At 70.1% G+C, this 23,832-nt stretch carries 9 protein-coding genes; all 9 read left to right on the forward strand.

The genetic code is table 11. From position 1 onward, the window contains the following. The first annotated feature begins 150 nt into the window (after window positions 1-150). The 9 genes from rbfA to truB all read left to right on the forward strand — a co-directional run bounded on the left by rbfA (window position 151) and on the right by truB (window position 23,776). The gene (rbfA, locus tag JD77_RS19420; RefSeq protein WP_145775606.1) at window positions 151-636 is read left to right on the forward strand and encodes a 30S ribosome-binding factor RbfA; all 486 of its coding nucleotides are present in this window, start codon (window positions 151-153) and stop codon (window positions 634-636) included. Beyond that, a complete protein-coding gene (locus tag JD77_RS19425) occupies window positions 633-1,691 on the forward strand; it encodes a DHH family phosphoesterase (RefSeq protein WP_387228536.1) in 1,059 nt (352 codons plus the stop codon). Before rbfA ends, JD77_RS19425 begins: the two co-directional genes overlap by 4 nt. A gap of 64 nt (window positions 1,692-1,755) precedes the next feature. Then, entirely contained in the window at window positions 1,756-2,163 is a 408-nt protein-coding gene (locus JD77_RS19430) for a hypothetical protein (protein WP_145775607.1), read from the forward strand. Then, window positions 2,163-2,372, forward strand: coding sequence for a DUF6186 family protein (locus JD77_RS19435; RefSeq protein ID WP_211372827.1), 210 nt, complete (start codon window positions 2,163-2,165; stop codon window positions 2,370-2,372). The genes JD77_RS19430 and JD77_RS19435 overlap by 1 nt, the downstream gene beginning before the upstream one ends. Window positions 2,373-3,122: 750 nt before the next feature. After that, window positions 3,123-3,635, forward strand: a complete 513-nt coding sequence (locus tag JD77_RS19440; RefSeq protein ID WP_246140763.1) for an AAA family ATPase — start codon at window positions 3,123-3,125, stop codon at window positions 3,633-3,635. 168 nt (window positions 3,636-3,803) lie between these two features. Next, window positions 3,804-3,992, forward strand: coding sequence for a hypothetical protein (locus JD77_RS19445; RefSeq protein WP_145775609.1), 189 nt, complete (start codon window positions 3,804-3,806; stop codon window positions 3,990-3,992). A 230-nt stretch (window positions 3,993-4,222) separates the two neighbouring features. After that, a complete protein-coding gene (locus JD77_RS19450; protein ID WP_145775610.1) occupies window positions 4,223-21,373 on the forward strand; it encodes a hypothetical protein in 17,151 nt (5,716 codons plus the stop codon). Between the two features lie 109 nt (window positions 21,374-21,482). Continuing rightward, window positions 21,483-22,805: an MATE family efflux transporter gene (locus JD77_RS19455; protein WP_145775611.1), complete on the forward strand. Its 1,323-nt coding sequence runs from the start codon at window positions 21,483-21,485 to the stop codon at window positions 22,803-22,805. A gap of 86 nt (window positions 22,806-22,891) precedes the next feature. Continuing rightward, the gene (gene truB, locus JD77_RS19460) at window positions 22,892-23,776 is read left to right on the forward strand and encodes a tRNA pseudouridine(55) synthase TruB (RefSeq protein WP_145775612.1); all 885 of its coding nucleotides are present in this window, start codon (window positions 22,892-22,894) and stop codon (window positions 23,774-23,776) included. The last annotated feature ends 56 nt before the right edge of the window (window positions 23,777-23,832 follow it).

The following is a 23,832-nucleotide window of genomic DNA, read 5'->3' on the forward strand; positions in this document are numbered from 1 at the left end:
CGGTGGCCGTCCGCGCGCGGGCGGTGACGGGCGGGACCCGCCGGCCGGCCCGGCCGCGGGTAGTGTCACAGTTGTTGGCCGGTCGGGTCGTCGGCGGCTTTCCTCGCCGCCGGTCCGGCCGCGAACGGAAACGCCGTGGAGGTGGGCGAGATGACGGATCCGGCCAGGGTACGCCGGCACGCGGAGCGGATTCGCGAACTGGTCGCGTCGGTGGTGCGGAGCCAGATCAAGGACCCCCGACTCGGCATGATCACCATCACTGACGCCAGGATCACGGCCGACCTGCGGGACGCGACGGTCTTCTACACGGTGCTCGGTGACGCGGCGGCCCAGTCCAGCACTGCGGCCGCCCTGGAGAGCGCCAAGGGGATGCTGCGCAGCACCGTGGGCAAGGCCCTTGGGTTGCGGCACTCGCCGACCCTGACGTTCGTGCTCGACGAAGTACAGGACCAGGTCAAGCACATCGACGACCTGCTCGCCGCGGCCCGCAACGCCGACGCCGAGGTGCAGCGGCTGGCCGCCAGCGCCCAGTACGCCGGCGAGGCCCAGCCGTACCGGCTGGACGAGGAGGCCGACGAGGACTCCGACGACGAGGACTCCGACGACGAGGACGCCCCCCGCGGCGCGGGCCGGTGACCGACCGTACGGCCCGGCCGGACGGCTCCGGGGCAGTGACGGCCGGCGCCCCGGGCGAGACCGACTGGGCGGCTGCCGTCGCGGCGGTCCGCGCCCTGCCGCCCGACGCCCGGATCCAGCTGATCTGCCACGTCAACCCCGACGGGGACGCGCTGGGCAGCATGCTCGGCTTCGGGCTGGGCCTGCGCCAACTCGGCGTTCGCCGGTTGCGGGCGACGTTCCCCGGCCCGCCCGAGGTGCCCGAGCCGTTCCGCGACCTGCCCGGGCTCGACCTGCTGGTGCCCGAGGAGGAGGCGTACCCGGCCCCCGAGCTGGTGGTCTGCTTCGACGCGGCGAGTGAGTCGCGGCTCGGCGCGCTGGTCGACCGGCTGGAGACCGCCGGGTGCGCCCTGGTGCTGGATCACCACGCCTCGAACACCATGTTCGGCGGGATCAACCTCGTCGACCCTCGGGCCGCGGCGACCTCGGTCGTCGCCGAGGAGTTGCTGACCCGCCTCGGGGTGAGCCTGGACGCGGCGATCGCGGAGTGCCTCTACGTCGCCCTGACCACCGACACCGGGTCGTTCCGGTTCGAGGCGACCACCCCGGCGGTGCACGAGCTGGCGGCCCGGCTGCTGGCCACCGGCATCCGGCCCGGCGACATCTCCCGGCGGGTCTTCGACACGCGCCCGTTCGGCGCGGTGCGGCTGTTCGGCGAGGCGCTCGGGCGAGCGCGGCTGGAGCCGGAGGCGGCCGGCGGCCGCGGGCTGGTGTGGACGTACGCCACGCTCGACGACCTGGCGCGGCACGGCCAGCGCCCGTACGTGCTGGAGGCCCTGATCGACTCGGTGCGCTGCACCGCCGAGGCGGACGTGAGCTGCGTGGTGAAGCAGGTGCGCCCGGGGGAGTGGGCGGTCTCGATGCGCAGCAAGGGCGCGGTGGACGTGAGCCGGGTGGCCGTCGCCCTCGGCGGTGGTGGCCACCGCTTCGCGGCCGGGTTCACCGGCCGGGGCACCGCCGACGAGGTGGTGGCGGGCATCCGGGCCGAGCTGGACAAGGCGCTGATCGGGGCGTAGATCAGGGTTCACTCCGGGCGGTGGCGGTCTTTCCGCGCACGGTGACGGCGAGGAGAATCGGGGGATGGAGCACCCCCACGAGCTCGCCGCGACGGAGTCCCGGGCGTGGGACCGCCCCGTGGTCTCCGTGCCGGTGCTGGTCTGTCTCTCCCTGGTCGGCGGGCAGCTGCCCTCGTTCTCCGCCTCCGCCAACCTCTACACCCTCGGCACCGGGGGCGCGCTGATCTGGCTCGGGCTGGGCAACCGGGTGCCGCGCCGGCCCGCGCCGCGCCGGCTGGGCCCGGGGGCCGTCTGGTGGGTCCTCCCGGTCGCGGTCTTCGGCATCCTGGAGGGAGCCACCTTCGTCCTGGCGACCGGCGACGACTTCCCGACCTTCTCCCGGCTGGCCGACCCGCTGCTGGAGGACGAGCTGGTCCGCTCCGCGGCCTGGTTCGCCTGGCTCGCCGCGTTCTGGGGGCTGGTCCGGCGATGATGCGCGCGCTCGCCGTCACCGGCTTCCTGACCGCGTTGGCGCTCTTCGCCGCCGTCGAGTGGGCGGCCCGCCGGGAGGGTTCCCGGGTGCCGTCCCTGGCCGACGTCTGCGCCTACGTCATGCGGTATGAGGCCGGCCCCGTCCCCGTCGGCCGGATCGGCCTGTTCGGCTTCTGGTGGTGGCTGGGCTGGCACTTCCTCGCCCGCTGATCCCCGCGCCCGGGCCGCCCGGCGGCGCGGGGCCCGTCGGCCCGGCTTGCCGGCCGGGCCTTCCGCGCAACCTCCACGAACGGGTCCAGATGGCGGGAACAGTGGGCGGTACGTGAACCTGAACGATAGCTTGGGTATCGATCGTCGCGGTGTATTGGCGCGGTCGCGGGTGGTCACGCCACACCCGGCGTTACCCCCCTCCAGGGTCGGACCGACCCGGGCTCACGCTGCCCAAACCGGCCGCTCCGGCGATCCCGGACCGCCCCGGGGCAGTCAGCACGAATGCCCGCCGGGTCACCGTTTGGTGGCCCGCGCCCCTGGAAGGAACGTCCATGCCGAGCAAGCCCAAGCCCGAGACCACCGACGAGGCGCGCGAGCAGGCCCGCCGCGCGCTGCAGACGTCGATGGACACCCGTCAGTGACCCAGGCCGACCGGCGGTGATGTCGCCGACGCCCGACGCCCGACGCCGACTCCGACGCCCGGTTCGGAAACTGGCGCTCGACGCCGCTGGCATCACCGCCCGACCGGTCCCCGCTGCCCCGCAGCCCCTGATCCGCCGGTTCCCCTGATCCGCCGGCCCGAGCATCCGCCCGGTCCGAGGATCCGCCGGCAGTTGACCCGCCCGGTTGGCTGAACCGCTGAATCGCCGGTCCGAGAATCCGCCGACTCGCCGACTCCGCCGGCCGCTGACCCGCTCGTCCCGCGAAACGTGCTTTCCGTCCCGGGGCGGCCCGGGTTAGCGTCCACCCGTGCAACGCGTCCTGATCGTCGGCAGCGCGGGCGCTGGCAAGAGCACCCTCGCCCGCGAGGTCGCCCGCCAGCTCGGTCTCCCGGTGGTGCACCTGGACCGACACTACTGGCGGCCCGGCTGGACCGTACCCGACGAGACGCGCTGGCGGGAGACCGTGGCGGCGCTCGCCGCCGCTCCCGCCTGGGTGCTGGACGGCAACTACGGCAGCACCCTCGACCTGCGGCTGCCCCGCGCCGAACTGCTCGTCCTGGTGGACCTGCCCTGGCCCCTCTGTCTCGCCCGGGTCGTCCGCCGCCGCTGGGATCCGCGCGCGGCGGGCCGGGCGGACCTGCCCGCCGGCTGTCCCGAGCGCCTCGACCTCGACTTCCTCGGCTATGTCCGGCGCTATCCCCGCGTGTCCCGTCCCCGGGTGTTCGCCGCGCGTGCCGCCCACGCGCCGGAACTGCCGCTGGTTCGGCTGCGCAGCCGCGCCGAGGTCCGCCGGTGGCTGGTCCGCCTGCCCACCTTCTGAGCGCCCCGCAACCCGCGCCCCCCGCCCTGTCCGCTGTGTATCCCAGCCGTTACCAGGCCCCTGTGTCGGTGGCGGACGGACGCCACCGGTGCCGGGGCCGTTGCACAAGATATTGCCAAAATGAACCCGCTGCTACGGCCCGGCCGTGAGATAGCAGAGGAGGTAAGGGTGAGCGTGTCGGGCGACGAGGAACTGCGGGCCGAGATGTGGGCGGCGTCATGGTCGGCGGGTGGAGCGGGTGTTCCACCGGTACAAGAACCATGCCTGACGGATGAGGCTACGGATGGTGACGATGGCATCGGCGAGATTGAAGTGAGCGTTGGCCACGTCTTCTTTGCGTTCGTGGCAGCGTTGTAGCGGGTTGAGGGCGTTGTGTCGGGCGTTCGTGCGCTCGATGTGCCGCCGCCGGGTGGCCTGGGCCGGGGCTTTTGACGCCCTTGTGGGCGATCTCGCCGGTCGGCCTGTGGGCGGTGAGCAGGGCCTCCGTCATCGTCGGGGTCGCCACGGAGGGGGCCGGCGCTGATGTGGTTCCGGATATGAGCGGCGGTCGGCGCGGCTGATCCGGGGCGGGGAAGGAGCGTTGCGCGTTGGCCGCCGCCGGTCCGACCATTGAGCTCAGCGAGAGCGCGTTGCGGGCTTTGGAAGCGTTCACCGGGATGAGGGTGTCCCGGGCGAAGTTGCCGTTGTTGCGGGATGACATCGGCACGCTGGGAACGCTGGCGCTTCGGGTGCGTACGGTGCTGGGTCCGTTGCTGGAGCAGACGATCAGGGCGGTCCGGCAGGCGGGGGAGGGTGAGGCCTTCGACCGGTTCGCGGCGCAGACCGCTCCGTTTGTGAAGAAGATGGCCGAGACGGCCGACCTGATGCTCGCCGTGGTCGAGGCGGAGAAGAAGTTCTTCGTGGAGACGGAGGTCGGCAAGCGTACGGCGTTGGCCATGTTCAACTTCATGATTGCCGAGTTCGCTGTCGCCGCGGCGATGTGGTTCTGGAATCCGGTGGGGGCGGCGGCGCACGTCGCGCAGACGCGGACGATCATTCAGGCGATTCTGCGTTCGGCGTTGGTGCGGTCGGCGGCGAGTGGCACGGCGATGCAGATGTTGTTCATGCCGGGTTCTGCGTTGCTGGCCGAGGTGTCGATGATGACCGATGGTCTGCAGCCGGGGGTGAACTGGTCGACGGTCGGTAAGCAGGCGGCGTTCGCGGGGGCGGTGGCGTTCCTCGGCACGGTGGGCGGGCCGGCGTTGGGCAGGGCCGCTGGCGTTGTCGCGGGCGCGGTCGGCAAGCTGGGCGTGTCGGATGCCACCAAGCATCTGTTGACCGATGTGCTGTCGCGGCCGGTGACGGAGACCCTCGGGGAGGGGCTGTTCGGTATCGGTGCCAGCTTGATGGTCGAGGGGTACTGGGACCCCGGTAATCTTGGTGCGGATCTTCTGTCCGGGGCGATTTCGGGGGCGGGCGGGGCGGCCGCGAGCGGGTTCGGGTTCGTCGTGAGTCGCGCCGTGGTGCAGCCCCGGGTGCGGGTGCCTCACATCGGTCTCACGTCGGACGGTAGGCCGGTGATGCCGGTGGGGCCGACACCGGTTGGCGGGGACACGTCCGCGGGGTACGAGGCTGGGGTTGACGACCCGAAGCCTGTGGTGACCGGCGGGCAGACCCCGCCGCCCCCGCCCGTGCCGCTGCTGCCGGCGTCGAACCTGCCCGCGCCGGCGCTGGACCTGCCCGCGCCGCACCTGGACCTGCCCGCGCCGCACCTGGATCTGTCGGTGCCGTCGTGGTCGGTGCCGTCGTGGTCGATGCCGGCTGCGCCGGTGCCGGCGTGGGTCGCGCTCGCCGGTGCGCCGGTGGTGGAGCAGTGGCATGGGTTCCAGCAGGATCTGGCGGACCGTTATGGTGGGTTGTTGGCCGGGACGGGGCAGGCGCGGCAGTTCCTGGCCGGGCTTCCGGTGCCGGTCGAGCGGGTGTTCACCGAGTGGGCCGACGCCCGGCAGGGTGATCTGGCCGTCCCGGTTTTCCTGTCTCAGGTCGGTCTGCCCGCCACCGCTCTCACCGGCCAGTTCCTGTTCGGTGTCCGGGACCGGGCGGTCGCCCGGATCACCGAAACGCTCGCGGGGTTGATTCCGGCGGGCGGGCAGATCCCGGCGGCGGTACGCCCGGAGCAGGTTGTCGCGGCGCTGCCCGGGGAGTTCGACCGGCAGGCGTTGCGCTCGATCGCGCACCTGGCCGTCCAGCATCACCTCGACCAGTACTTCACCACGGGCGCACCGGCGACCGCCCCCCTGCCAGGCGGCGTCGTCCCGCCAGGCGGCGTCATCCCGCCAGGGGGCGCTGGCGTGCCGGGGGGCGCCGGGGCGGCGACACCGCCGTCGGAGGTCGTGCGCGCCGCGGTCGAGCGGGACGTGCGGGCCCACGTGGACCGGAGCCTCGACGCGATCCTCGGCGCCACCCCCCTACCCGCCGCACCACTGACCGCACCACTGACCGTGCCGCCCGCCGTGCCGCCGGCTGCGGCGGCCAGGCCCGACGCCGCGCAGGTGGGCGCCGTGGCGGACGTGGTCCGGCAGGCGGTCACCGACCTGCCCGCCCGGGTCACGGCCGCGGCCATCCCCGACACCACCGCACCGCACACCACCGCGCCGCACACCACCCCTTCCGGCACGGACACCCCGGCACACCGGCGTACCGACGCGCCGCCGGTGCCGGTGACTCCCGAGCAGCACACCGCGGCAGCGACCAGCCAGGCAGAAATCCAGTTCACCGCCCTGGCCCGCAAGTACGGCGTCGTCGATCCGGCCAACCATGACACCCTCGCCGGTTCCTTCCGACGGGACTGGGTCGACGGATACCACCAGGTACTCGCCCAGGCCACCGGCAACGCCACGCCCGCCACCTCCAGCGTGCCGGGCACGTCCGGGGTGCCGGCCACGCCGAGCGCGCCGGGCACGCCGGATGCGGCCGGTGCCCGTACTGCGGTGCCGGGTGGTGTTGCCCCCCGTACCGACGGCACGCCGAACCACGACCACACCAGCGACAGGACATCGGTCAGTGACCTGTCCGTCTCCGGCGACGACATGTTCAGCCGCGATGGCAGGTCCGACGACACCTTCACGGTCAGTGACCTCTCCTCACTGGACGAGCCGATCAGTCGCGACCCGGCCAAGCCCGACAGCGGGGACAGGGATCCGTTCGGTGATGTGTCCTCGTTGGGCGACTCGGTCGGTGGTGACCCGGTCGGACGCGGCGAGCCGGCCAGCGCGGCACCGGAGCCGGCCAGCGCGGCACCGGAGCCGGCGGTCGCGGCGACCGGGCAGGCCGTCGCGGCGGCCGAGTCCGCGCGGCGGGTCGCCGACTGGATCGATCAGACACCGGTGGGCCCCGACAACAGCCGCGACCCGTGGTGGTGGTGCGTCCAGGCCACCCTCGACGCCTTCAGAGCCGAATACAAACGGCTCGGCAACCGGGCAGTATCCGACGACCGGATCCTCGGACCCGACGGCCGACTCGCCCCCACCACGAGCTGGGAACAACTCCTGGACATCCTCGACGCGACACCCGAACGCGTCACCCACCCCGACGGCCGGCCCGACGGAATCACACCAGAAGACGTACTCGCCGCCCTACGAGCGGCACCGGGCTCGATGGTCGTGGTCAAAGCCGCGCCACCCAACGAGCCACAACACGTGTTCGCCCTCCACAGCCAACCACAACCATCCGGACCACCGACGATCAAGGTGCGCGACGGCCTGGTCCCCGGCGCCGAGGACCGACCCGAACCATCCGATCCGGTACGTGATCCGTGGCTGCGACACCTGTTCATGTCCGGCACCTGGCTGGCCGCGTTCGACAGCACCGGACGACCCACCACGATCACCGACCTCCTTCCCGAGCCCACCACCGCACACCCGCAGCCCACCACCACGACCAGCATCGACCCCAACGCCATCCTGCTCGCCTCCACCACCCCACCCCGCGGCCCGTCCCAAGCCATGCAGGCAGACACCACCTCCCCCGAGCCGGCCGACTCCCCCTGGCAGCCGTTTCTGCCGGAGGAGACTGGCGACGCGGCTGGCACCGGCCCGGCGTTTTTTGATCCGGAATTCCAGGATCTGAACGCGCTGGATCTGAACACACCGGCGAACCCTGTGGACTGGGAGCCGGGGGGTGTCGAACCGGTCGAGTCGGACCTGCTGGCAGGAGGGGATTCACCGACGTCCGACATGGACGGGGAGACCCCAAAGGCTGCCGACCCGGTCGACCCTGCGGATCCGCTGGCGGGGGTGGACTCGCCGGCGTCGGAGTCTGGCGTCGATTGGCTGACGGGTGTCGACCTGAACAATCCCTGGGATCCGATAACGGGGTTGTCTGGCCCCGATTGGTGGACGGAATCCGGCCCGGTCGACTTTTGGGATCCGCTGGTGGGGGCGGATTCGCCGGCAGCGGTGTCTGACGTCGATCGGCTCGCGGAAGCCGACCAGGTCGAGTCGGACCTGCTGGCCGGGGTTGATTCACCGACGTCCGAGGACGGTGGGACGCCGGGGGGTGCCGACCCGGTCGACCCCTGGGAACCGGAGGATCGGTGGGCTCTTTCCGAGCAGATGTCTTTCGATGTCGTGTTGCAGCCGAGGGCGCGGGGCCGGCATGGGCGATTGCCGGCCCGCGCTGCGGCCGGTCCGCTGTCCATCGAGGTCGGCCGTAGCGGGCCGTCCAGGACGTTGGATGGGGCGGAGGTGGATCTGTCTCCGGGGACGTTGGTCACCCTGTCGGTGGGGAAGTGGCCGGAGCAGGGGCAGGTCGGGGCGGATGTCGCCGGCACCGTTCCTGTCGTGGTCCGTGCGCCGTTGGTCGACGGGTCCGGAGACGTCTACCGGCTCTTTGACACGGGTGTGGACATCCAGTACTTCGACGACCTGAAACGCGAGATCACCAGGGCCATGGCGGGAGTGCCGGCAGTCCCGGGGTCGAGTGGGGTGCCGGCGGTCGGTGGGTTCCGCGGTGCACCGCGGAGCTGGAAGCAGACCGTGGCTTCGGCGATCGAACAGTTGTCGGCTTTGGGGACCCGTGGTGAGGCGGATGGAGCCCGCGATGTTGCGGCGGAGTTCGTGGAGTGGACGCGCGATGTGCTCGGGGTCGATCTCGCGGATCACTCTTCGAAGCCGAACGACTTCTACGACGCGGTGGTGCGTCGCTTCGAGAAGCAGTTGAAGGACGCGGGGGTCGAGCGCAGCAGGTCTGGACTACGTGCGTGGGTGGCCCGCGAGTTGGCCGCTGACCTTCGTCGGGGTGGCGAGTCGGAGTTCAGGAAGTTGCTTCCGTATCCGGAGGTCATGTCCGAGCAGCGACGGGAGGACCTGCACCGGCAATGGATCAATAAGATCGCGAACCCGCGGACCGTCGATTACGACGTTGCGCATGTGGTTCCGCACATCATCGCTTCGAGGATGTCCCTGTCGATGCGGATCCACCATCCGTTCGGTGCCCCGTACGACGTCGGCCCGACGCCCGATGATGGTGTCATCCCGTATCCGGTCGTCTTCTACGAGGACGCTTACTACCTCGGCCAGTTACCTGACCCAGCCGATGTCGAACGCGCTGGCCGTATCGCTGAGGGTTTCCCCTGGATAGCGATATCCGAAGACGAGCAGCAGCGACTCGATCAACTGTTCGACGACACACGCGTTCTGCTGGGGGAGAGGATCGGGCGGGCGGAGAACAATCCCCATCCGACCAACTCCAAGCACTGGCCCATCCTGCGGGAAACCTTCCACCGCCAACTCGCGGTCATCCGTAAACGCCCCGACTCGCCCTACAACCAAAAGGCCGACGAACTCGCTGAATACCGCCGATACTTCGACAGCCTCGATGCGGACCACCTCTGGGAGGAGAAAACGACGGATCTCCGTGACCACTTTACGCTCGACGTCGACGTCTTCCAAACAAGCGACGAGCGCCAGGTGTTGCGCGTGGTGGTGGGCGGCACCGAGAAGCTTCTCCTCAGTTTCTTCCGACTGGCCATAGAGGGCGATCAGGTTCCTGTTCATTTCGGGGTGACCGGCGAAGAAGGCATCGGTCTTGCGGAATTCCGGTATACCGACGCGACCGACGGCACCGACAGGATCTTCTACCGAAGATTCGAACACAAGCTTGGTGACCGTGGCCTGCTCGAGTTGAAGAAGAAGGTAGCCGGCCGCGTGTGGGACCTTCGCCACCGGCCGCTGTCGAGCGACTACTACCAGGTCACGTTGCCTCTACGTGAGCGCAAAAGGTTGGCCGGCCTTTTCGGCGACCGCAGGGCCAGACCTAAGGACAGATTGTTCACGGTCTCGCAGGTCCCGGTGGTCGGCGGACTTCCGCCTGTCCGCCCCGCCGAGCTGAACGGTCGTCTCCTGCTCGGGTATTCCGAGGAGGGTCGACCCACTGCGGTCGTGGAAGCGCCGGCCGAGAAGAACGTCACAGGACTGCCCCTCTACCTGGAAACGGACAAGCCCGTCCTCGTCGTGGACGACATCAAGCGGCTGCGCAAGGAAGCGCTGTGGGAACCGATGGATCGGTGGGATCTTTCCGGGAAGATGTCGTTCGAAGTCGTATTGGAGCAAGGGGAGTGGACGCCCGGTCCGCTGCCCATCGCGGTCGGCGGTCCTGGTCCGGCCAGGACGTTGGCCGGGGCGGAGGTGGATCTGTCCCCGGGGACGTCGGTCACCCTGTCAGTAGGGAAGTGGCCGGAGCAGGGGCAGGTCGGGGCGGATGTCGCCGGCACCGTTCCCGTCGTGGTCGGTGCGCCGTTGGTCGACGGGTCCGGAGTCGTCTACCGGCTCTTTGACACGGGTGTGGACAACGAGCGCTTCGACGACCTGAAACGCGAGATCACCGAGGCGCTGAGAAACCCGGGGTCGGTTGCGGCGATGCCGGCCGGGCGGTCCGACGATGCAGCGAAGAACTGGCCGCAGGTAGCGGCCTCGGCGATCGAACAGTTGTCGGCCGCGGGCAACCGCGACGAGCAGAATTTCGTGCGGTGGACGCGCGAGGTGTTCGGCATCGATCTCACGGAGGGTGGAGCGAAGCCGGAAAACTTCTACGACTCGATGTTCCGCACCTTCAGACAGCGGTTCGAGGAGTTGAAGATCGAACGCAACGAACTGCACGGGTGGATGGCCAGCAGCCTGGCCGCCGACCTCCGTCTGGGTGACGCGTCGGAGTTCAGGAAGTTGCTTCCGTATCCGGAGGTCATGTCCGAGCTGCGACGAGAGGAGCTGCACCAGAACTGGATCGACAAAATCGCGAACAGCCAAAGCGGTGATCACGACGTCGCGCATGTGGTTGTCCATATCCTGGCCCGGACGATGTCCCAGCCGATGCGCATCTACCAACCGTTCGGCGTCCCGAAAAACATCGGCCCGGAGTCCGGGGCCAACAAGCTGCCGATCGTCTCCTACAAGGGCGCCTACTACCTCGGCCGGCCTTCTGTTCGAGGGGATGCCGACATCGCCGCCAGCATCGCCAGGGGTCCCGAGCGGACGTCAACATCGGACGACGAGAAGCAGCGGCTGGATCGACTGTTCGACCAGGCGCACGGTCTGCTGCTGGAGCGAATCAGCGCGGCGGAACGGAACCCTCATCCGGGCACCAGACACTGGCCCGCCCTGCGGGAAGCATTCCAGCGTAAGCTCGCGGTCATCCGTGGAACCGACGTCGCCGGGATCTCGGCCGCCGAAGTCCGCCCCGAATCGCCCCAACGGCAGGCCGACATCCTGGCGGAAAGCCGCCGGTACCTCTGGAACATCCAACGGCCCAACAGTTGGGAAGACGCGGACCCAAGGCCCCAAGAAGGTCGGTTCACCCAGTACCTCAGCGTCAGCTCCGACGGCAACCGCTCCGAAGGCCCGAAAACAACGCTCATCGTCAAACTGGGCGGCAAGCGCGTGCGTCTCCGCAACTTCAACCCTGTCGCCATCCCGGGCGACAGGATCGCCGTCGATTTCGGGATGGACGGCGACGAGGGGTTCGCTGTTGCCAGAGTCCCGTACACCGCGACCGACGGAACCGAGAGATTCATCTATCGGGAATTCAACGACCGCTTCACTGCGGCGGAGCTGGATAAGCTGAAGCAGAGGGCGGCGCAGGACCGGCGGCGGAAAGTCGACTCGGCGATCGCGCAGTTGTCGGCCCGGGAAACCGGCAGGGAGTTGGCGGCATTCGAGCAGTGGGCTGATGCGGTTTTCCACATCGATCGCGCGGAGGGCGACGCGGGGCCGCTCGACGTCTTCTACGGGACGGTGTTGAAAGCCCATGGGGAGCGGCTGGCGCAGGCGGGCGTCACCACCGTGGCTGAACTGGGCGTGCTGGTGGCCCGCCATTTGGACGTCGACCTCCGCCGGGGCGAGCAGTCGATGTTCAGGGCACTTCTCTCCTATCCGGAGAACATGTCCGAGCAGCGGCGGGAGGCCCTGCACCAGCGCCTGCTCAACAAACTCGTACACCGCCAGCCCGGCTACCCCGACGTCGTGCACGTGGTTCCCCACATCGTGGCCTGGGGGTTGGGTCTGCCGATGGCGATCCACCACCCGTTCGGCGCCCCGTACGTCATCGGTCCGCCAACCGAAGACGGTGAGACCCCGCAACCAGTCGTCTGGTTGGACGGCGCCTACCACCTCGGCCAGCCCCGTGACCCACACGATGCCCGCATCGCCGAGGGTTTCCCGTCACCGGCAGCCTATACCGAACTGCGCCGACTGGATGTCGTGTTCGACGAGGCGCTCGACCTGCTGAAAGCTGAAGTCGACACGGCGGAACAGAACACGGCGATCCGCCACTGGCCGCTCCTGCAGGACACATTCCACCGGAACCTCGCGGCCATCCGTCAACGCCCCAGCTCCCCCCGCAGGCACGCCGACGTACTCGAAGAACACCGCCGATACGTCGACGCCCTCCGCGAGGAGAGCACGTGGGAAGACGAGAACCGTTGGAACCTGCAGGACCCGTTCACCGTCCCCGGCCGCGCCGAGGACACCCGGGGTTGGCCATCTCTTCTGTCTCTTCGCGCCCGGCGTGACGGCGACGACATGCTCCTCGGATATGTCGATCGAGTCATCGTCCCGGGCGACAGGGTCGCTGTCGATTTCGGGATTGCTGACGGCGAAGGTGTCGGCATCGCCAGAATCCCGTACACCGCGCCCGACGGCACCGAGAGGTTCGTCTACAAGGAGATCGCCCGCAGGTTCACCGACAGCGAGCTGGCCGAACTGTGGAGCACGGCAGCCGGCCCGGTGTGGGAGACCGTCGACCGGTGGACGTTCGGCACTCTCTACCACATCACAGCGCCGGTGAGCGAAAGCGGAATATTTGACATCACCTTCGGCGACCAGAGGGTCACGATCCCACCGGTCGAGGTGGCCGACGGACTTCCGCCGGTCATCGCCGCCGAACTGAAGGAGGCGCGTTTCCGGCTCGGGTACGGCATGGATAGTCGCCCCCTGGCGGTCCTGGAAGCACCGGCCGGAAGGAACGGCACCGGAGCGCCCCTGTACCTGGAACTGTCCTCGCCGGCCCCCACCGCCCACGACATCGAGCGGCTGCGCTCGATGGCGCTGTGGGAATCAGCCGAGCCAGGGGCGCTCCTCGACGAAGTATCCATCGATCTCGTCATGCAGCCGGACAGGCGCACGCCCGACCCGCTGCCGCTCACGCTCGGCGGTGACAACCCGGGCCGGACGCTGGACGGGCAGGAGGTGGATCTCTCCCCTGGGACAGAGGTCAGCCTGCGGGTCGGCCGATTTCTCCGGCTGGCGGAGTCGACCGTCGTCACGAGCATCGTCGCCGTGGTCAAGGCGCCGTTGGCCGACCGGTCCGGAAACGCCTACCGGCTCATCGACACGAACCTGTCGAACGAGTGGTTCGACGGGTTCAAGACGCAGTGGGAGACGACCGACAGCGGCAAACGTTCAGCCGCGCCGGAATGGCCGGCGGGGCCACGCGAGAAGCGCCCGCGCACCGGGGACGGGTTGCCTGGGGGGCCGGCGGCGTTCCGGTGGGGTCCTGGGGAGGGCTCGTTCTCGGCTGCTGTGGGCGTGGAGGCCGTGTCGTCGTCGGGGTGGGCGGCTGGGGTGGCGCCGTCGGTGGAGCAGGTTGACGGTGGTTGGAGTGTGTCGTACCGCAGCGTAAAGGGTTTGCCTTCGTGGGGCGAGATGACGCGGGTGCACTCCGATCGGTTCACGTGGCAGGGCACGGAGCCGCTGCGGTTCGTGCCGACGCCGGGGGAGCAGCCTCCGTTCCGGGTGGAGACGGCGGGGAAGAATGCGGGGGTACGGGTCCACGTCGACCACTGGGTGCACGGTGAGTCGGGGACGGTGGTGTTCCGTCTCCGGTTGAATCCTGACCCGAACGTGGATCGGACCTCAATCCTGGGCACGTTGCGTGCTGTCGAGCAGTGGGTGGAGCAGACCAACGAGCGGGTGCGGCCGGAATTTGGACCGCCGGCGGTGGCGGTGGCGGTGGTGTTCGACCCGAACGCGGAGACGGAGGTCCGGCTCAGCCCGAAGGGCATTGACCTGCGGCACACGGATGATGTCTGGGTCAGCGAGGACGGTTCGGCGGGTCGGATCGACCAGTTGCACTGGCTTGCGGGTCTTCCGTCCCGCGCCTACGGGCACGAGTTGAAGCACTTCGCCGGGGTCCCGCACGACGGTTCGCCCGACGACCTGCTCAGGACGTCCAGGACCGTCGGTGACGACCATCTCCACGAGCCGGGGTTCACCAAGTGGGAACTCGACCAGATCCGCGCGACGGCCGCTTCGTACGTCGCTCCTCCGGTCGACGCGCTCGTGCCGGAAACCCCTGCGGCGGTTGAGCAGTCGGCCGTACCCCCGCAGCAGGTCGCCGCCCCGCATTCGCCTGTGCCGGTGACGCTCACCCGCCCCGACCTCGCAGCGGTTTGGGGAGCTGGTTACGCCGTGCCACCAGGATTCCCCGGTTACGAGTCGGGGGTTTCTGACGCGCCGTTGAAGCCCGGCGGTGGTGAGCCACCGACCGGCGCCGGGCGGGTTGTTGTAATGGAGGTGGACGCCGAGCCGCGGACGCCGGTGCCACCGCCGGCGGCCCCGGCGCCGCCCGAGATCGTGGACTCCCCGGCATGGAATGACTTCTTCCGGCAGGTGCTGGTCGGCGCGGGGGGCCAGGTGGCGGAGACGCTCGGTCGGCCGACGGTGGGGATTGATGATGTCCGCCACTATCTGGCCGTTCAGCTTGGCCTGATCGTCCAGCGTACGGATTTCCGGGAGCGTCACGGGTTGCCTGATCTTTCCTTGGAGAGGTTGCAGCAGGCGTTGGATTCCAGGGGGAGTTCGGTGCCCGGCCTGACGCATGTCTTGCCGCACCTGGTCTCGGAGGCGTTCGGGATCAATTTCGCGGTGTCCGGCAGCGAGACCGTCAGGCACGATCAGGGTGTCGGCACCGGTCGGGGGCTCCCGCGCCGGCCTACGGGCTGGGGGCCGGCGGCAGCGCACGGCGGGTTCGACTCCGGTGAGTTCGGCTCCGGGTCGATGGTCCAGGAAACAGGTGATCGGGCAGGACTCCCAGCTGAGGTGGCGGACGGGTGGACGGCGGGGGACCCGCCGCCTCTGACCGGCGGGCACACCAAAACAATCAAACTCGGCCCGGATGGGCGGCTGCCGTTCGAGGTGGGCGGCAAGAGGCCGATTTTCAGACTGTATGTAAGCCAGGAGGCGACGCTCTGGTTCGGTTACCGCGCGGACGGGCCGCATGCGGGTGAGCCGGCCGCGTCGATCAAGCTCGGGAGCCCAGAGGGCCGGAAGGGCGGCTCGTACTGGCAGTGGCTGGACCCGGCCCCCACCGAAAAGGACCTGGGCAGGCTACGGGCCTACGAGCCCCGGATTGTGCATGCGGACGGGTGGACGGAGGGGGACCCGCCGCAACTGACCGACGGGTACACCAAAAGGCTTAAGTTCGACCCGCGAGGGCGGCTGCGGGTCACGGTGGGCGGCAAGAGGCCGTATTTCGGTGACGCCGCTGCGAACAAGGATGCGACGCTCGTGCTCGGTTACGGCACGGACGGGCCGCGTGCGGGTAAGCCGGCCGCGTTGATCAAGCTCGGGAGCCTAGAGGGCCGGACGGGTGGCCCGTTCTGGCAGTGGCTGGACCGGGCCCCCACCGAAAAGGACCTGGGCAGGCTGCGGACCTACGAGCCCCAGACCGTGCATGCGGACGAGTGGACGGAGAGGGGGGAGAGGGGCCTGCCGCAGCTGGCCGACGGGTACGACAAAAGGGTCGGGCTCAACTGTCGCGGGCAGCTGCCGTTCGAGCTGAATGGCAAGAGGCCGAGTGCCGGTATGGCCGCTAAGAAGCGGAAGGCGAGGGTCTGGCTCGGTTACCGCACGGACCGGCCGGATGGGCGTGAGCTGGCCGCGTTGGTCGAGGTCGAAGAGCTGGACGACCGGGACGGCGGCCCGTTCTGGCGCTGGCTGAACGTGGTGCCCACCGAGGGCGACCTGAACACGCTGAAGACCTACGAGTACCGGCCCGTGAATGCGGGCGAGTGGACGGAGAGGACGGAGAGGGGCCTGCCGCAGCTGACCGGCGGGTACGACAAAACGGTCAAGCTCAACCAGTACGGGCGGCTGCCGTTCAACCTGAACGGCAAGAGGCCGCCTGTCGGTGCGGACGCTGCGGACCAGACGGCGAGGGTCTGGCTCGGTTACCGCACGGACCGGCCGGATGGGCGTGAGCTGGCCGCGTTGGTCGAGGTCGAAGAGCTGGACGGCCGGGACGGCGGCCCGTTCTGGCGGTGGCTGGACCGGGCCCCCACCGAAAAGGACCTGGACATACTGCGGACCTACGAGCCCTCGACCGACGAGTACCGGACCGTGCATGCGGGCGGGTGGACGGCGGGGGACCCGCCGCAGTTGACCGGCGGGTACGACAAAACGGTCGAGCTTGACCGGCGAGGGCGGCTGCGGGTCACGGTGGGCGGCAAGAGGCAGTCTGTCGGTACGGAATTTGCGCGCAAGGAGGTGACGCTCCGGTTCGGTTACCGCAAGGACGGGTCGCCTGAGAGTGAGAAGGACGGGTCGCCTGAGAGTCAGCCGGCCGCGTTGGTCAAGGTCGGGCGCCTGAAGGGCCGGAAGGGCGACTCGTTCTGGCGGTGGCTGAACCCGGCCCCCATTAAGGGGGAGCTGGACAGGCTGCAGACCGACTGGACGGCCGGGTGGACGAAGGGGGACCCGCCGGAGCTGACCGGCGGGAACACCAGAACGCTTAAGCTCGGCCCGGATGGGCGGCTGCCGGTCGGGGTGGGCGGCAAGAGGCCGCGTTTCAGGGCGGCTGCGGGCCAGGAGGTGAGGGTTTGGTTCGGTTACCGCACGGACCGGCGGCCTGAGGGTGAGCCGGCCGCGTTGATCGAGGTCGCGAGCCTCGGGGACCAGAAGGACCAGGACGGAGGCCCGTTCTGGCGGTGGCTGGAATCGGCCCGCACCGAGGACGACCTGGACAAGCTGCGGACCCACGAGTCCCGGCCCGTGCATGCGGGCGAGTGGACGGCGGGGAAACCCCCGCAGCTGACCGGCGGGGGCACCGCAACCCTCCAGCTCCTGACAGGATGGCTGCCGGTCGAGGTGGGCGGCGAGAGGCAGTTTGTCGGTGCGGCCGCTGCGGGCCAGGAGGCGACGGTCCGGTTCGGTTACCGCACGGACCGGCGGCCTGAGGGTGAGCTGGCCGCGTTGGTCAAGGTTGGGCGCCTGGAGGGTCGGGACGACAGCGGCCCGTTCTGGCGGTGGCTGGACCCGGCCCCCGCCAAGGAGGACCTGGCCAGGCTGCAGACCTACGAGGTGTGGACGGAGGAAGACGCGCCGCAGCTGACCGGCGGGGACACCAAAACAATCAAGCTCGGCCCGGAAGGGCGGCTGCCGTTTGAGGTGGGCGGCAAGAGGCCGGTTTTCAGTGCGGCTGCGGGCCAGGAAGTGACGGTCTGGTTCGGTTACCGCACCGACGAGTCGCATGTGGGTGAGCCGGCCGCTTTGATCGAGGCCGAGAGCCTGAACGGCCGGGACGGAGGCCCGTTCTGGCGGTGGCTGGAATCGGCCCGCACCGAGGACGACCTAAACACGCTGCGGACCCACGAGCCCCGGCCCGTGTATCTGGACAGCTGGACGGCGGGGAGCGCGCCGCAGCTGACCGGCGGGTACGACAAAACGATCGAGATCAGCCATAATATCCTGCCGTTCAGCCTGAACGACAAGAGGCCGTTTGTCGGTGCGGCCGCTGCGGGCCGGAGGGCGACGGTTCGGTTCGGTTACCGCACGGACGAGCCGCATGAGGGTGAGCTGGCCGCGTTGATCGAGGTCGTGAGCCTGGGGGACCAGAAGGACCAGGACGGCGTCGGCCCGTTCTGGCGGTGGCTGGACCCGGCCCCCACCCCAGCCGACCTGGACAGGCTGAAGGACTACAAGAGCAGGGCCGTACAGGCGGACGAGTGGACGGCGGGGGACCCGCCGCAGCTGACCGGCGGGTACATCAGAACCGTCCAGCTCAACTCGCGAGCGCAGCTGCCGTTCACGGTGAGCAAAAAAAGGCCTTTTGTCGGTGTGGCCGCTGCGGGCCAGGAGGCGACGGTTCGGTTCGGTTTCCGCACGGACGAGCCGCATGAGGGTGAGCTGGCCGCGTTGATCAAGGTCGGGCGCCTGGAGGGCCGGGACGGCCGCTCGTTTTGGCGGTGGCTGGACCCGGCCCCCACCCCAGCCGACCTGGACAGGCTGAAGGACTACAAGAGCAACACCGTGCATGCGGGCGAGTGGACGGCGGGGGACCCGCCGGAGCTGACCGGCGGGTACATCAAAAGGCTCCCGGTCAGCCCGCGAGCGCAGCTGCCGTTCACGGTGAGCGAAAAAACCCATGTCGGCCCACCAACACCCCGTAAAAGGCCTTTTGTCGGTGCGGCCGCTGCGGGCCAGGAGGCGACGGTCTGGTTTGGTTACCGCACGGACGAGTCGCATGTGGGTGAGCCGGCCGCGTTGGTCATGGTCGGGAGCCTGAAGGGCTGGGAGGGCGGCCCGTTCTGGCGGTGGCTGGACCCGGCCCCCACCGAGGACGACCTGAAGAGGCTGCGGATCTACGAGTACAGATCCAGGGGCGGAGTTGCCGGTGCCGGGCCCCGGCCCGTGAATGCGGGCGGGGGGACGGCGGGGGACCCGCCGCAGCTGACCGGCGGGTCCAGCGGCAACGCCGCCGTGGTGGCACCCGCGTCAACCGGATCCGTGGGCATGGCATACCGGGCGGCGCGGGACGAGGCGGTACCTGTCCCCGGATCCAACACGGACGACGCGATCCCACCGGTTGACAGCTCGTGGGCCCGTCCGGTGGTCGGGATTCCGGCGCAGGGCCAGCAGCGGCCAGGGGCGGCGAGCGTGCAGGTCGACCGGGGGCAACCGGCAGTGCGGACTCCGACGGCCGCCCCCGCGCCGCAGCAGCCGCAGCCGCAGCCGCAGCCGCTGGAGCGTTGGCCGCGGGCGGCCGGCGAGGCTGGCGCTACGCAGAGACCAGTCGACGCGTTCTGGGATGTGGCGGTGGACAGGTCGTCGTTGGTGTCCGTGCAGCGGCCGGCCGTCGCGTCGGTGGCCGGCCCGGATCCGATGTTGCCGGTGCCGGCTGACGGGTACTGCATGCTGTACGCCTTCATCGCCACCGATCCGATCTGGGTGCGTGATGTGCTGCACCCGCACCTGCCCGTGGACTTGTACCAGTTCCTGTCCGATCCCGGTCGGGTGCGTGCCAGCGTGGTGGGGCTGGTCAGGTCGGAGGTGCCCCGGGAGTCTGCGCTGGCGCGGGTGAGCGCGTTGTTGCAGGCCCACGTCCGGGGGTACCTGGACAGCAATGCCGGGCGGTTGCCCGCGGATGTGACCAGGCAGCGGATCAACTTCCGGGAAGAGCGTGTGCGGCAGGTGGCGGCCCTGCACGACCACCAGCAGGTGCTGGATTGGTTGCGTTATCTTGACAGCCCTTACGTCACCGAAGCGGGCATGCTGCCTGCGGCCGTGATCGAGGACCGGTATCAGGCGGTGCGTGCCGTGGCGATGCTGTCCGGCGGGTCGCTGGGTCTCGGCGCGCCGACGGACGTGCCGCAGCGGCAACTGGACTTCCTCAACCGGCACGGCCAGGGCTTCCCGGTGGACGTCCTGGAACCGGGCGCGGCCCGTGACTTCTTGGTCGTCGTGTTGAGCCAGTCCGACCGTCAGCTCGAACCCGACGAGCTGGCGGTGGTCCGAGCGGCGGTGGACAACTGGAAACAGCAGTGGGGCGGCCCGGTCGGGGAGTTTCTCGGCCCGCTGCTGGCCCACGCGACCGGCCGCCGGGTCACCATCTGGCGGGAATCCGGGTGGGGGGCGCCACCGAAGATGAGCGACGAGTACGGTCCGGCCGCCGGCCGGCCGGTCGACCTGTACCACGTCGCGGCCGACCCGAACAATCCGACCATCGTCAACCACTACAACGCGGCCGCGGTCCACGACGGTCGACAGGGCGCCGGGGCTTCCCCTGCGACGGCCGCGCCGGTCGACCCCCCGCCGTGGCGGGCGCAGGTCGGTCAGGGGCAGCCGGCAGCGCAGACCTCGTCGCATCCCCAACTGACGGCCACCATCAGCTCGCGGCCCGAGCCCGACCAACCGAACCCGGAACCACGCACCACACCACTGGAGCGGCATCGCCTCGATCAGGGACGGACCGAGGTCATCTGGACCGACCCCGACGAGGTGTCAGCCGAACAAGAAGTCGTGTTGATGCGAGAGATCACCCACAACATCGAACCAGACCCGGCAATGGACGACGCCTTTCCCTGGCGCGACGATGACGACCCGCGCGGACGGGTCTATGCGCCCTTCGCCGACGAGAACGGCCAGGTGCACCCCGTCGTCCGTGCCAACGTCGACCGCATCACCGCCAGCATGGACTCGGACAAACAGTTCCTGAGTGGCATCGCCAGAAACCCGAACGATCCCCGGCTACCCCACGTACCGGACGAGGAGTTGGAGCGCCTGTGGCCCCTGCTCGAGCGGATGGTCGCAGCGGAGATCCGCCGACTGGTCCTCGGCGAATCATTGGAAAACCCACGAGTCAAAGTCCTCCGCATGACCGCAGACCTCCTGGAGCCTCACGAACGCGGACCCGACGTACTCGAAGGCAGGTTGGGATTGGCCCTGGAGGATGCCTTCGTGCAACGCTTCCTTCTGGAATTGCTCGGCGTGTACCCCGGCGCCGTACTCGAAAATCAGCGACAAATGGCGGCCTGGGAACGAGACTACCGGCTGTACCCATCCTATTCGATTAGCCTCGAAACCTCCCGCCCTTCCTACGGAGTTCGTGGTCGTCGGTCTCGCGGTCGGCGACTTGTGGCTCCACGCCGAGTCAAGCGCACCATCGCCATGAGCGCCGAAGGATTCGCAAACTCCATTGTTTTCGCCAACACCGCACTCAAACCCGACACCAGGGAACCCGACATCTACCGCACCAACTCGGTGTACCTGCAATTCACCGTCAGGATCCCCGACAACAACAACAGAATCCGCCGACAAGAAATCATGGTGCTCTTCGGTCTGAACAACCTATTCAACCTCGTTATCAACCCCCATCGCATCGTCATCGCCGACTACGGCCCTCACTACTACGACAAGGAAGAGAATTTCCCACCCATCAAACCCACCAAACCCATCAAACAGGAACCCGACACCGCGCCCCCATCGACCTGACAGGGCCCAGGCCGCTGCCGGCGGCGGTCCGAACGCCACGAGCTTGATGCGCGGGTAAGTGGTGCAGAATATTGCGATCCTTACGCGTGCCGTGTCAGGATCGGCGGCGATGAGTCAGTCCACCCTCACCCCGCCCGCCGTCGCGTCGCCGCGGCGGATCGCCGCGCTCGCCCTGCCGGCCCTCGTGGTGCTCACCGCCGAGCCGCTCTACGTCCTGGTCGACACCGCTGTGGTCGGGCACCTGGGCCGGGTGCCGCTGGCCGCACTCGCCGTCGGCGGCACCGTGCTCACCCTCACCGCCTGGCTGGGCGGCGTGCTGGCGTACGGGATCACGGGGCGGGCGGCCCGCCGGTTCGGCTCCGGCGACCGGGCCGCGGCGGTGGCCGAGGGCGTCCAGGCGTCCTGGCTCGCGTTCGGGGTCGGGGTCCTCGTCGCGCTCGCCATGCAGGTCGGCGCCGGCCCGCTGGCGCGTACCCTCGGCGGGTCGGGCGAGGTGGCCACCGCGGCCGCGCAGTGGCTGCGCGCCGCGGCGCTGGGCGCCCCCGGCCTGATGCTCGCCGCCGCCGGCAACGGCTGGCTGCGCGGCGTGCAGGACATCCGCCGGCCGCTGTGGTTCGTCCTCGGCCCCAACCTGCTCTCCGCGCTGCTCTGCCCGCTGCTGGTCTACCCCGCCGGCCTCGGACTGGTCGGTTCCGCCGTGGCGAACGCCGTCGCCCAGACCATCTCCGGCAGCCTGTTCGCCGCCGCGCTCGTCCGCGAGCGGGTGCCCCTGCGCCCGCGCCCCCGGGTGATCCGCCAGCAGCTCGTGCTCAGCCGCGACCTGCTCGTCCGGGGGGTCGCCTTCCAGGCCAGCTTCCTGTCCGCCACGGCGGTCGCCGCCCGGTTCGGCGCGGCGGCGGTGGGCGCCCACCAGATCGCCGTACAGCTGTGGTTCTTCACCGCCCTGGTGCTCGACGCGCTCGCGATCGCCGCGCAGACCTTGATCGGGGCGGCGCTCGGGGCCGGCGACGCGGCCGGCGCCCGCGCCCTCGCTCGCCGGATCGCGCTGCTCGGCGCCGTCTGCGGCGTGGCGTTCGCGGTGCTGATCGCCGCCGGGGCGGGGATCGTGCCGTCGTGGTTCAGCTCCGATCCTCAGGTACGCGACCAGGCCATGGTCGCCTGGCCGTGGTTCGTGGCGTTGCAGCCGATCGGCGGCGTGGTGTTCGCCCTCGACGGGGTGCTGATCGGCGCGGGCGACGTCCGCTACCTGCGCAACCTCACCATCGTCGCCGCGTTCGGGGGTTTCCTGCCGGCGATCTGGCTGACGTACGCGTTCGACCTGGGCCTGGGCGGGATCTGGGCGGGGCTGACGCTGTTCGTGGTGATCCGGCTGGCCGCCCTGCTGCTGCGGCTGCGCACCGGCGGCTGGGCGGTCGTCGGAGCCGTGCGCTGAGCGGCCCCCTTCCAACACCCGGCGGGCGGGCTCGGCCGTCAGGTCGGGCGGGGCGCGGTGGAGGGCGTCTGGCAGGCTTGGCGGTCGTGAGCGCAGACGGTCTGATCGTGGTGGACAAGCCCGGCGGCATGACGTCGCACGACGTGGTGGCGCGCATCCGCCGCCTGGCCCGCACCCGACGGGTCGGGCACGGCGGCACGCTGGACCCGATGGCCACCGGCGTGCTGGTGATCGGCGTGGGGCGGGCCACCCGGCTGCTCACGTACGTCATCGGCGCCGGGAAGAGCTACACGGCCACCGTCCGGCTCGGCCAGGCCACCGTCACCGACGACGCCGAGGGGGACGTGATCTCCACCACCCCGGCCGGCACGCTCACCGACGAGGCGGTCCGGTCGGCGTTCGCCGCCCTCACCGGCGAGATCGACCAGGTGCCGAGCGCGGTCAGCGCCATCAAGATCGACGGCCAGCGTGCCTACAAGCGGGTACGCGAGGGGGAGAGCGTCGAGCTGCCCGCGCGCCGGGTCACCGTGAGTCGCCTCGACGTGCTGGCGATCCGCCGGGACACCCCCGACGTGGTCGACGTGGACATCGACGTGACCTGCTCCTCCGGGACGTACATCCGGGCCCTGGCCCGGGACGCGGGCCTGGCGCTCGGGGTCGGCGGGCACCTGACGGCGCTGCGCCGCACGGCCGTGGGCAACTTCACCCGCGCCGAGGCGGCGACCCTCGACGAACTGGAGCAGCGCGCGCCGGAGGTGGTCAACCTGCCGCTGGACGCCGCGGCGGGACGGTTCTTCCCGCGCCGGGACGCCAGCCCGGACGAGGCGAGGGTGCTGTCCCACGGCGGCCCGCTCGACCCGGCCGGCATCGCCGGGCCGTACGCGGTCTTCGGGCCCGGCGGCGGCCTGATCGCTATCGTCAGCGAGCGTGCCGGGCGGGCCCGGGCCGAGATCGTGCTCGCCCCGGCCTGACGGCGGGCGGGGCCGCGCGCCGGACCGCCCGGCGGTGGTAGCAGGGGAGGGAGCGT

It is taken from the genome of Micromonospora olivasterospora (genome assembly GCF_007830265.1).
GTDB classification, from domain to species: Bacteria; Actinomycetota; Actinomycetes; order Mycobacteriales; family Micromonosporaceae; genus Micromonospora; species Micromonospora olivasterospora.

Bases quoted from the DNA above. Each gene is read 5' to 3' on its own strand.
- rbfA (WP_145775606.1), top strand. From the start codon at position 151: ATGACGGATCCGGCCAGGGTACGCCGGCACGCGGAGCGGATTCGCGAA.
- JD77_RS19430 (WP_145775607.1), top strand. From the start codon at position 1,756: ATGGAGCACCCCCACGAGCTCGCCGCGACGGAGTCCCGGGCGTGGGAC.
- JD77_RS19435 (WP_211372827.1), top strand. From the start codon at position 2,163: ATGCGCGCGCTCGCCGTCACCGGCTTCCTGACCGCGTTGGCGCTCTTC.
- JD77_RS19455 (WP_145775611.1), top strand. From the start codon at position 21,483: ATGAGTCAGTCCACCCTCACCCCGCCCGCCGTCGCGTCGCCGCGGCGG.